Origin of the sequence: uncultured Shewanella sp. (genome assembly GCF_947495455.1) — a bacterium.
Lineage (GTDB): Bacteria > Pseudomonadota > Gammaproteobacteria > Enterobacterales > Shewanellaceae > Shewanella.
The window spans coordinates 65,658-75,310 of record NZ_CANLZC010000013.1 but is presented as its reverse complement, the minus strand read 5'-3'; the positions used below and the strand labels follow the sequence as shown (position 1 = coordinate 75,310).

Genomic DNA, 9,653 nt, shown 5'->3' with positions numbered 1-9,653 from the left:
TCCGGTATTACAACTCAGTTAGGCCTCATCAATATAATGGAGGTTTAACACCTAACAGATCCGAACAATTATTTAAGAGCGAACATAAATCCGTGGCCAGAATTAGTTGACCACTTCAAAACAAGCTAAAGCAGTATGGCATCTACCTTACGCAAAATAGTTAAAGCCAGCCGTTGACAATCAATATGATAACGGGTTTCAGAGATGCTCTTAATGATGAGATAGGAAACCCAAGATTTTTTTGATGCTGATGTTACGAATATTGACTAACTAGAGAGTAGGAAAGTATATGTTTACTTTTTAGGTAGATGGTCTGATGGGGTAAAGAATAAAATTTTATAAGGAAATTTTGTGGCTGATTGGATATTTCGTGGTAATCGTTCAGATTTTGATATTGATACATATCTAAGAGATTTTAGTTACATTTATTGGGCAGTAAAACACCGAAAACATCAAAATGAAATGCAGATCGGGGATCGTGTATTTATATGGAGATCTAAAGGTAAATTTAAAGATCCTTATGGCTTAGTTGCTTTTGGGATTCTCGTTGAGAAACCCATACATAAGAATAAGGTTAAATATCCTGAGTTTTTGCTTGAAGAGTATTGGGAAAAGAGAGAGGTATCTGAAATTAAAGTTGGTATCAAGTTAGAATCTGTACGTCTTGATTTGATGTCGGGTTTGGTTGAATCATCAATACTTTTATCTGATCCAATTTTAGCGCAAATGCAGTTATTAACAGCACGTCAGGGGACTAATTTTCGATTGACAATTGAACAATTTAACAAAATCTGGCTCATGTGGACAGGTGAACAATTTGATGACCCTAACGATGAATATGAGAGTGATGAAACTAGATACCGAATACGTGCGCATAAGTTAAAAGAACGTGATCCTAAATTAGTAAGAAAAGCAAAAGAGAGTTTCGTCAAAGAGCATAACCGCTTGTTTTGTGAGGCTTGTGGTTATGATTTTTCTAAACGATATGGTTTTAGTTACGCGGAAGCTCATCATAAAAAGCCTCTTCATTTACTAAAAGCAGGTGAAAAAACTAAAGTGTCCGATTTGGGGATATTGTGTGCTAATTGTCATAGAGCGGTACACATGATAGATGCTGAAGATCCTTGGTTAGAATTATTGAAGTTGAATAAAACTCATAATAATGAATTTAATTTAAAAATAGGCAAAGTGGACACAAAATCTTAGCTAATGAAAGCTTGTATTTTTTATTGTTACTATTTGAATGGCAATACACATTTATCATTAACGAGAAGTCAATATGAATAAAGAATCAAGAACCAGCTTTGTGAATAGAGTGATGGGATTGTCATTTCAGTCTACGCAAGGGAAATATTCGTATTGCAGTGACGCTAAAAAACAGGTGCTTTTTAGCTTAGATTGTTCGAATGACCCAAATAATAATCTAATTCTTAGTCCAACATGGGCTAAAAATGGTTATTCTCACTCCCTGAAACATATCAATAAGATTAGACATCAAGGTTATGAGCTTTTAGTGTTTAAAACTCAAACAAAGAAAAATAAAAAAGGTGAGACAGTTGCTGATGGTTTTAGTCCGTTATTAGAAAAAAGGAAATTATTAGTCGAAAATGATGTGTTTAGGGCGATACCATTAAATATTATATCCAGTGAAGAAGTGCATATGAGTGGAAGTTCGTACTTTGAGGGAATGACAAAAACAATAACGGTTAATGCTTATGAAAGAAATACAGCTGCTCGTCAAGAATGCCTAAAAAAGTTTGGGTATATTTGCCAAATATGTGAATTCAATTTTGAAAAAATCTATGGCGTGCGAGGTAAAGAGTTTATTCATGTTCATCACATAGTACCTTTGTCAGAAATAAAAGCTGAGTATAAGCTTAATCCCTTGAAAGATCTCATTCCCGTTTGCCCGAATTGTCATGCGATGTTGCATCGAGGGGGGCACACGCTTTTACCTGATGAACTTAAAGTGATAATAAATAAAGATTGCAGTTAAAAATAATCAAATTCTGCCATGAATTATCAATAATTTATTGATAATAAATAGAATGTAGGGCTTCAAAGATGCTCTTAATGATGAGAAGGGAAAAGTCATAAATTAGTTGGCCATTACCATATATGTCTAAGTTGATTTTGCGTTATGGTGTTTGATGGATTTGAGATAAATCAACTGAAAAGGAATGCGGAATAATGATACGTAATTTTTATACTTGCGACAAAAAAGTCGACAGAAATAGTCATGGTGGTGAAGGCTCAATAGACATCTATCGCGCATTTACACGTAAAGATTTCGACGGCGCATGGGATTTTGGCTTTCGCGTAGTGATTTAAGTTAATATAATGTAAAATATCATTTATTTATCAATAAGTTTTGTGTAAAATCAACCTAAATGTGAGTGAAGAAGCTCATGGCACAGATTTTTTAAATCTAAGTTGGATGAATGATAACCAGCTTTTGTGTCAGAAAGAAAGCAAAGGTATTAAAAAATAACTTTCAAGGAAGAAGTATAAATGATCAGAATAATATTGATATTTTTAATAGGGTTTAATCTTATCGCGTGCTCAAGCTCCTCTGGGACCAAAGAGAATGATATAAAGTCTTTATTGCATGGTGTATGGGCTGAGTACTATACCCCTGAAGGTGAGATTATTTCCTATGTTACCTATATTCCAGAAGGGCGTTTTCATGGATTTGGGTATTATGATGAAAATAAGACTGAATATTGGTTTGCACATGGATTGTGGGAAATGAGAGGTAATCAAAGCTGTATTAAGTTTCAATTTGATACTTATGGAATGATGGATCCAAATGAAGAATTCTGTGTAGAAGTGCTTTCAGTGACCGAAGGGACTTTTATTTATAAAGATAATGTTGATGGGAAGAAAGAAATTCTAAAACGCGTTTCTACAGGTTATTTAACTCAATCAAAATACGAGTGAAAGCTTCTGTTTAATGATTTAGCTTTTAAGCCGACTATCCTTGGCTGACGTGACGCTCACGGTGTTGAGCGCCACGTCAGCTTTATGTTTGTATGAAGCAAGGTTAAACGTTAATTCGAGCTGGCACTAAAACTGGCACTCGCGTTTACAAGCTCTTCTCGCACGATAGCGGCGCCAGCACTGAGTGCCTTGAGTTTGCCAGTTGCCACTGGGTGGGAAAGCGGCGTCATGCCGCAGTTGGTGCTAGGGTAGAGCTTGTCGGCATCGACAAATTTAAGGGCGTGTCTAAGGGTATTGGCCACTTCCTCTGGTGTTTCAATGGTATCCGTTGCAACATCTATGGCACCGACCATGACTTTTTTGCCGCGAATGAGTTCAAGCAGCTCCATTGGCACATGGGAGTTGTGGCATTCCAGCGAGATAATATCGATACTCGATTGCTGCAGTTTGGGAAAAGCCTCTTCATATTGCCGCCACTGGGAACCTAAGGTTTTTTTCCAATCAGTATTGGCTTTGATGCCATAACCATAACAGATATGCACCGCCGTTTCGCATTTCAGGCCTTCAATGGCGCGCTCTAACGCGGCAATGCCCCAATCATTGACTTCATCGAAAAAGACATTAAAGGCGGGCTCATCAAATTGAATAATATCCACGCCTGCTGCTTCTAATTCTTTGGCTTCTTGATTAAGAATTTTGGCAAATTCCCAAGCGAGTTTTTCACGGCTTTTATAATGGGCATCATACAAGGTATCTACCATGGTCATGGGGCCGGGCAGTGCCCATTTAATGGGTTGCTGGGTTTGTTGGCGTAAAAACTTGGCATCTTCAACAAACACAGCTTTTGAACGGGACACAGCGCCCACGACGCTGGGGACACTGGCGTCATAGCGATCACGAATTTTAACGGTTTGTCGCTGGTTAAAATCAACGCCGTTTAAGTGCTCAATAAAGGTGGTGACAAAATGTTGCCGTGTTTGCTCGCCATCACTGACAATATCAATATTGGCTTGTTGCTGATCGAGTAGAGATAAACGTAACGCATCGCGTTTGCCAGCGGTTAATGCTTCATCTTGTAATTTCCAAGGTGACCAAAGTGTTTCAGGCTCTGCAAGCCAAGCGGGTTTAGGTAAACTGCCTGCAGTGGATGTGGGTAGAAGTCTTTTCATAATCTATGATGCCGTTTAGTTGAGTTAATGATTGAACCGAGTGATGGTAACCTTTTTATTCAATTAACTATTTAATATTGCTATGCTGATTGATTAATGCTGCTTTTTACTATTTTTTTTGTAATTTCCAAGGTGACCAAAGTGTTTCAGGCTCTGCAAGCCAAGCGGGTTTAGGCAAACTGCCTGCAGTGGATGTAGGTAGAAGTCTTTTCATAATCTATGATGCCGTTTAGTTGAGTTAATGATTGAACCGAGTGAGTGTAAACGGCTCATTTAATTTCGCTTTTACTTTTGCCTTTTACTTTTGCACTAACGAATGGCGAATGGCGAATGACGAATGGAGCGATTGCCATAACTACTGATTGACAGTGGCAGCCCATTGATCAAGGGTGCTTTGGTAAGGTTTGATGAAGTATTGTTCAGCAAATTTCCCCTGATCGCTGGCTAATCGGCTTCGCTCTTCTCTGTCATAAACAATTTGGGTTAATGAATGATCCCGATTCTTTAGGTTAGGTTGGTAGGATTGACCTGCTACCGCATTGGCATTATAGATCTCGGGTCGATAAATTTTTTGAAAGGTTTCCATGGTGCTGATAGTGCTAATAAGCTCTAAACTGGTGTAGTCATTAAGTAAATCCCCAAAGAAGTAAAAAGCCAAAGGCGCCACACTGTTTGGCGGCATAAAATAACGCACTTGTAAGCCCATTTTTTTGAAGTATTGCTCAGTCAAAGAGGTGTCATTTGGCTGGTATTCAACGCCTAATACAGGATGCTGATTTTCAGTGCGTTGATAGGTTTTGTTATCCGATACACTGAGGCAGATCACTGGTAGTTTATTAAAATGTTGTTTGTAAACATTTGAATTCACAAAGTACTGAAACAGTTTTCCATGGAGTTCGCCAAAGTTATTGGGAATGCTAAATTGGGCTTTATCTTTATTATGATCCGCCAGTAATACGCTAAAATCATAATCCCGTACATAAGAGGAGAAATTGTTGCCGACAATGCCTTCTATGCGTTTGTTTGTTTGACGATCCACAATATGGGTTTTCAATATTTCAATGGATGGAAAGGGTGCGGCATCACCTTCAATAGCCATATCAACAGAAATGATCTCAAGTTCGACAGAATAACGATCCCCTTTAGGGTTATCCCAATGGGCTCGAGCATTAAAGCTATTGTCAATCATAGTTAACGCGTTGCGTAAGTTAGCTTGGCGGTGATCGCCTCGCGCTAAATTCGCAAAGTTGGTGGTGATCCTTGTATTGTTCGAGGGATGATAATTTTCATCGAGACAAATGCGTTTAATGGAAAAGCTAACGTCTGTATTCACGTCTGTATTCACTTCTGTATTCATTGGGTATCCTGTTCCTGAGTTAATTGAACTTGAATTTATTAGTTCTGAATTAATTGGGTATTAGTTAATTGAGTATTCGTTGTGTAATGACTTTATACTGCTTCGAAGACAGGTTGAAAAGCGCATTTATTTCACATTGAACATGAGAAATATTCATTGGGTATTCATTTGAATTGTGTGGCGAGTGTCGGCTATATTGGTGCCCTTTTTAACCTTTGATGAAATAAGAAGTGGGCCGAATGAGTGAATTAATATTATTAATGTTATTCTGCGCGTTACTGGGCAGTGGCGTGGGGTTTTTAGCAGGATTGTTAGGCATTGGCGGAGGATTAATTATTGTGCCAGTGCTGAGCAGTATTTTACTTCACTTCAATCTTGTTCCCACTGATCAAGTGGTGATCGTTGCCGTTGCAACCTCATTGGCATCAATATTATTCACATCGACGGCTTCGGCAATGGCTCACCATAAAAAAGGCAATGTGCCTTGGGATCTCGCCCCTTGGATCATGACTGGTGTGGCGCTTGGGGCATTGATCAGTGGTTTTATGGCCGCACTCTTACCTGAAGCTGCGGTTCGTTTAGTCTTTGTGGTAAGTGTGGTGCTTATTGCGCTGAAAATGCTTTATAGCAGTAACAAAAGTGTCCCGTCTGAAGCACGCCAAATGCCCAATAAAGGCTTGCTCACCTTTCTTACGGCGATCACAGGTGGCTTGTCTGCCATGATAGGCATTGGTGGTGGTGCGCTTTTGGTGCCTTTGCTGACATTTTTCTCATTGGATATGAAAAAAGCCATAGGCTGTGCGTCTGCTTGCGGTATTGTCATCGCCTTATTTGGTTCTATCGGTTATATCAGCTCAGGAAGTGCACATTTTGCTTTAGGGAACGGATTTGCTGGGTTTGTCTATTTACCCGCGTTATTGGGTATTGTTTGCACGTCTTGGTTTACGGCGCCCTTAGGCGCTAAATCGACCCATTATTTGCCAGTGTCGACCATTAAAAAAATCTTTGCGGTGTTATTGTTAGTGATGGCAGTCAATATGATGATGCATTAATGACAAGCCATCTTGAGGTGTCGCTTTTGAACATGACTGCGCTTTTGCAGTATTTATCCCCGTGACTGATGAGATATTCATGATTGAGAGTGTTAATCAAATACTGTTTTTATGAATGTCAGAAAACAAAAAGGGATGAAGGGATATCATAATTTGTAAAAAAAATGATATAAAGCAGTTGGTTACTTTCGTGTGCCGATATTTTAATAATAATATTTTGCCTCTTAATGAGGCGTTAGGTGCCATTCACTATTTAAGGATTGTATATGTTTGCAGGCGTCACATTTTTAGCCCTATTTTTTCAGCTGGCAATGGTTGTTGGGATTATCGTTTTTGCTGTCAAATTACTTAATCGCATTAGCGAGATTGCAAGCGCTCAGCAGTCCATAGCAGAGTCTCAACTTCAGCTAATTAAATTGTTAAATGAAAAACAAACAGCTCAGGAAAGTAAGGAAAGGGTTGATAGTTAACCTATTATCAGTGTGAGAAAGTGATGATAGAAAAACTTGAGCATGACAAACAGACTGTGGCGAAGTCAATTCATAGGGTATTTCAGCTTGCCTATCAAGTTGAAGCGCAATTGCTTGGTGTGGCTAACTTTAGGGAATGTAATAAAAATGCGGCTGTAAAAGCCGCATTTTTTATGGATGAGCATGTCAGAAAGGTGATCTTTATTACATGGGACGGGGTGTTTGATGAATATTTTTCATGAGTGTGGGAATGATGAAAATCACTAATGCAATGACGTAAGCACTGAAAATGCCAATCATCCATTGACCCATAGAGAGTCCGCCAAAAATCCAAGGTGCGTCTGTGCACATGCCTGATGGCATAAACACACTGGGCAGCCATTCATGTAAAGGCATCCAGCTTGGGAATTCCGGTAGAAAAGCGCAAGTGGCAAAAGGAGAAGGATTCATTTGCAGATCCACTAAGTCTATGGCGAATTTAAGCCCCCAAATACTGCTTATCCCCCAAAGGATAACGGCTATTAAGCGAAAGAACCGTGAGCGATAGCCTAGCGTGCCTACTATGCCTGCCAGCATTAATCCGATGACAGCGAGTCGTTGGTAAATACACATGACACAGGGATTAAGGGACATGCCATATTGAAAAAATAAGGCGATAATGAGCAGTAATGCTGCACTCAATGTTAGCGTTAACCACGCTAGGCGGGATTGTGCAAAATGGATCAAAGTGTTCAAAAGAGTTCTCCTCAATAAAACCCACGCGTAAAGTGGGTCTTAGTTAAAGCCTAAATAGTCTATCATTATTAGTGGTTAGACGTAGCCTTGTGGACTATATCTGATGCTTCTGAGATCAGCTGGTTATCATAGAGCATTTGAGTGAAATGTTCTAATGTGCCTAATTGGATCATCAAGATCCCAATAATGGATAGCACTATGGTATAAGGCAGTGCCATCCATACCATACGACCATAGGATAAACGAACTAAGGGGGCAATGGCTGAAGTTAGTAGGAATAAGAAGGCGGCTTGACCATTAGGGGTGGCAACCGATGGCAGGTTAGTCCCCGTATTGATGGCAACGGCCAGCAAATCGAATTGATCTCGTGTGATCTTGCCATCCAGTAAGGCGGTTTTGACTTCATTAATGTAAACCGTACCCACAAAGACATTATCGCTGACCATAGACAGCAAGCCATTAGCGATATAGAAGATCACTAACTGAGTATTGCCTTCATAACTCAGCGCCCATTGAATGACTGGGGCAAACAGATGTTGATCGATAATGACGGCGACAATGGCAAAAAAGACGGCGAGTAGCGCGGTAAAAGGTAAGGCTTCTTCAAAGGCTTTACCCAGAGAATGTTCATTGGTGATGCCATTAAACGCGGTAGTTAAAATGATCACTGACAGGCCGATCAGTCCGACAGACGCTAAATGCAGTGCCAATCCTGCGATTAACCATATTCCCACTAAGGCTTGAATGATGAGTTTCATTTTATCATGAGGTGTACGATGAGCATCTTCATAGGTGTCAAATTCAGATAAAATCTTATGAACAGCGTCGGGAAGCTGTTGACCATAACCAAAGATTTTGAACTTCTCAACCAAAAGGCAAGTGATCACTCCGGCAACTAATACGGGCATAGTGATCGGCGCCATACGTAAGAAAAACTCACCAAAACTCCAATTGGCCTGTGCTGCAATAATCAGATTTTGTGGCTCACCGACCATAGTGGCGACACCACCTAATGCGGTACCTATGCCGGCATGCATGAGTAAATTACGTAAAAAACCTCTGAAAGATTCTAGTTCTTCTTCGCATAAGTGCTCTTGGCTGTCACTGGTATGATCGTGATTATCGGCGTAGTTTTTGCCTGAAGCGACTTTATGGTAAACACTGTAAAATCCAACGGCCACTGTGATAATAACGGCAATCACAGTCAGAGCATCTAAAAAGGCCGATAAAAAAGCGGAAGCTATACAAAACATTAAAGAGACAGCGATTTTTGAGCGGATTTTAGTGATGATCTTGGTGAAGGTAAACAGTAATAACTGTTTCATGAAGTAAATGCCTGCGACCATAAAGATGAGCAATAATAAAACTTCTAAGTTTGCTTCAATCTCATACAGCACTTGGCTGGGGGAGGTCATGCCAATGGCCACGGCTTCAATGGCGAGCAAGCCACCCGGCTGCAGAGGATAACATTTTAGGGCCATGGCGAGGGTAAAAATAAATTCGATGACCAGTAACCAACCCGCAGTAAAAGGATCAATATAAAAGATAATGGGATTAATGATGAGGAAGGTCAAGATGGCGAGCTTAAACCATTTAGGCGATTGGCCTAAGAAGTTATGAATAAAAGCTTGACTCATAGTCGTAGTCATAAAATTTTCTCGAATAATAATTACTTTGATTTACAATGGAAAACATTTTAACAACATTTTTCACGTTGAAATAGCGAAAATCCAAAGTTTGGGTTCAATAAATTTCTGCACGTAAAATACAGGTAAGTTTCAGATTAAGGAATCTTAATTGGCTATTTTTTCAAAAAAACGTGATTTTGAATCAAATAAGTTCATTTAAACATCAATATGTTGATTTGGGTGACAGAAATGTGAGAGATAAGGTTTCCATTTTTTATGGCTCTGGTATGATCAGTGAACAA

At 39.5% G+C, this 9,653-nt stretch carries 11 protein-coding genes; 7 read left to right on the top strand and 4 right to left on the bottom strand.

What is annotated here, in order from left to right:
• Positions 1–351: 351 nt before the first annotated feature.
• From Q0791_RS06065 to Q0791_RS06050, 4 genes are all read left to right on the top strand, one after another.
• On the top strand, positions 352–1,206 hold the full coding sequence (locus Q0791_RS06065) for an EVE domain-containing protein (RefSeq protein WP_299003804.1): 855 nt from the start codon (positions 352–354) through the stop codon (positions 1,204–1,206).
• A 73-nt stretch (positions 1,207–1,279) separates the two neighbouring features.
• Entirely contained in the window at positions 1,280–1,996 is a 717-nt protein-coding gene (locus Q0791_RS06060; protein ID WP_299003803.1) for an HNH endonuclease, read from the top strand.
• Positions 1,997–2,190: 194 nt separating this feature from the next.
• A complete protein-coding gene (locus Q0791_RS06055) occupies positions 2,191–2,331 on the top strand; it encodes a hypothetical protein (protein ID WP_299003801.1) in 141 nt (46 codons plus the stop codon).
• 180 nt (positions 2,332–2,511) lie between these two features.
• Positions 2,512–2,940: a hypothetical protein gene (locus Q0791_RS06050; protein ID WP_299003799.1), complete on the top strand. Its 429-nt coding sequence runs from the start codon at positions 2,512–2,514 to the stop codon at positions 2,938–2,940.
• A 110-nt stretch (positions 2,941–3,050) separates the two neighbouring features.
• Here the strand turns inward: Q0791_RS06050 and Q0791_RS06045 are convergent, their stop codons facing one another.
• Both Q0791_RS06045 and Q0791_RS06040 read right to left on the bottom strand, forming a co-directional pair.
• Positions 3,051–4,109, bottom strand: a complete 1,059-nt coding sequence (locus Q0791_RS06045; protein WP_299003797.1) for a methionine synthase — start codon at positions 4,107–4,109, stop codon at positions 3,051–3,053.
• Positions 4,110–4,464: 355 nt separating this feature from the next.
• On the bottom strand, positions 4,465–5,442 hold the full coding sequence (locus tag Q0791_RS06040; RefSeq protein WP_299003817.1) for a DUF1852 domain-containing protein: 978 nt from the start codon (positions 5,440–5,442) through the stop codon (positions 4,465–4,467).
• Between the two features lie 263 nt (positions 5,443–5,705).
• On the opposite strand from Q0791_RS06040, the gene Q0791_RS06035 reads away from it, so the two are divergent.
• The 3 genes from Q0791_RS06035 (at position 5,706) to Q0791_RS06025 (ending at position 7,230) form a co-directional block, all read left to right on the top strand.
• Complete coding sequence (locus Q0791_RS06035) at positions 5,706–6,518, top strand: sulfite exporter TauE/SafE family protein (RefSeq protein ID WP_299003795.1); 813 nt, start codon at positions 5,706–5,708, stop codon at positions 6,516–6,518.
• Positions 6,519–6,784: 266 nt separating this feature from the next.
• Positions 6,785–6,988, top strand: coding sequence for a hypothetical protein (locus Q0791_RS06030; RefSeq protein ID WP_299003793.1), 204 nt, complete (start codon positions 6,785–6,787; stop codon positions 6,986–6,988).
• Between the two features lie 23 nt (positions 6,989–7,011).
• Positions 7,012–7,230, top strand: a complete 219-nt coding sequence (locus Q0791_RS06025; protein WP_299003791.1) for a hypothetical protein — start codon at positions 7,012–7,014, stop codon at positions 7,228–7,230.
• On the opposite strand, the gene dsbB is transcribed toward Q0791_RS06025, so the two are convergent.
• Both dsbB and nhaB read right to left on the bottom strand, forming a co-directional pair.
• The gene (gene dsbB, locus Q0791_RS06020; RefSeq protein ID WP_299003789.1) at positions 7,193–7,723 is read right to left on the bottom strand and encodes a disulfide bond formation protein DsbB; all 531 of its coding nucleotides are present in this window, start codon (positions 7,721–7,723) and stop codon (positions 7,193–7,195) included. The genes Q0791_RS06025 and dsbB overlap by 38 nt on opposite strands.
• 68 nt (positions 7,724–7,791) lie before the next feature.
• On the bottom strand, positions 7,792–9,372 hold the full coding sequence (nhaB, locus tag Q0791_RS06015; RefSeq protein ID WP_299003787.1) for a sodium/proton antiporter NhaB: 1,581 nt from the start codon (positions 9,370–9,372) through the stop codon (positions 7,792–7,794).
• Positions 9,373–9,653 lie beyond the last annotated feature (281 nt).

What these genes read in the sequence shown, in the direction of transcription:
- nhaB (WP_299003787.1), bottom strand. Translation starts at nt 9,372, where the DNA reads ATGACTACGACTATGAGTCAAGCTTTTATTCATAACTTCTTAGGCCAA.
- Q0791_RS06035 (WP_299003795.1), top strand. Translation starts at nt 5,706, where the DNA reads ATGAGTGAATTAATATTATTAATGTTATTCTGCGCGTTACTGGGCAGT.
- Q0791_RS06060 (WP_299003803.1), top strand. Translation starts at nt 1,280, where the DNA reads ATGAATAAAGAATCAAGAACCAGCTTTGTGAATAGAGTGATGGGATTG.
- Q0791_RS06045 (WP_299003797.1), bottom strand. Translation starts at nt 4,109, where the DNA reads ATGAAAAGACTTCTACCCACATCCACTGCAGGCAGTTTACCTAAACCC.
- Q0791_RS06055 (WP_299003801.1), top strand. Translation starts at nt 2,191, where the DNA reads ATGATACGTAATTTTTATACTTGCGACAAAAAAGTCGACAGAAATAGT.
- Q0791_RS06025 (WP_299003791.1), top strand. Translation starts at nt 7,012, where the DNA reads ATGATAGAAAAACTTGAGCATGACAAACAGACTGTGGCGAAGTCAATT.
- Q0791_RS06030 (WP_299003793.1), top strand. Translation starts at nt 6,785, where the DNA reads ATGTTTGCAGGCGTCACATTTTTAGCCCTATTTTTTCAGCTGGCAATG.
- Q0791_RS06050 (WP_299003799.1), top strand. Translation starts at nt 2,512, where the DNA reads ATGATCAGAATAATATTGATATTTTTAATAGGGTTTAATCTTATCGCG.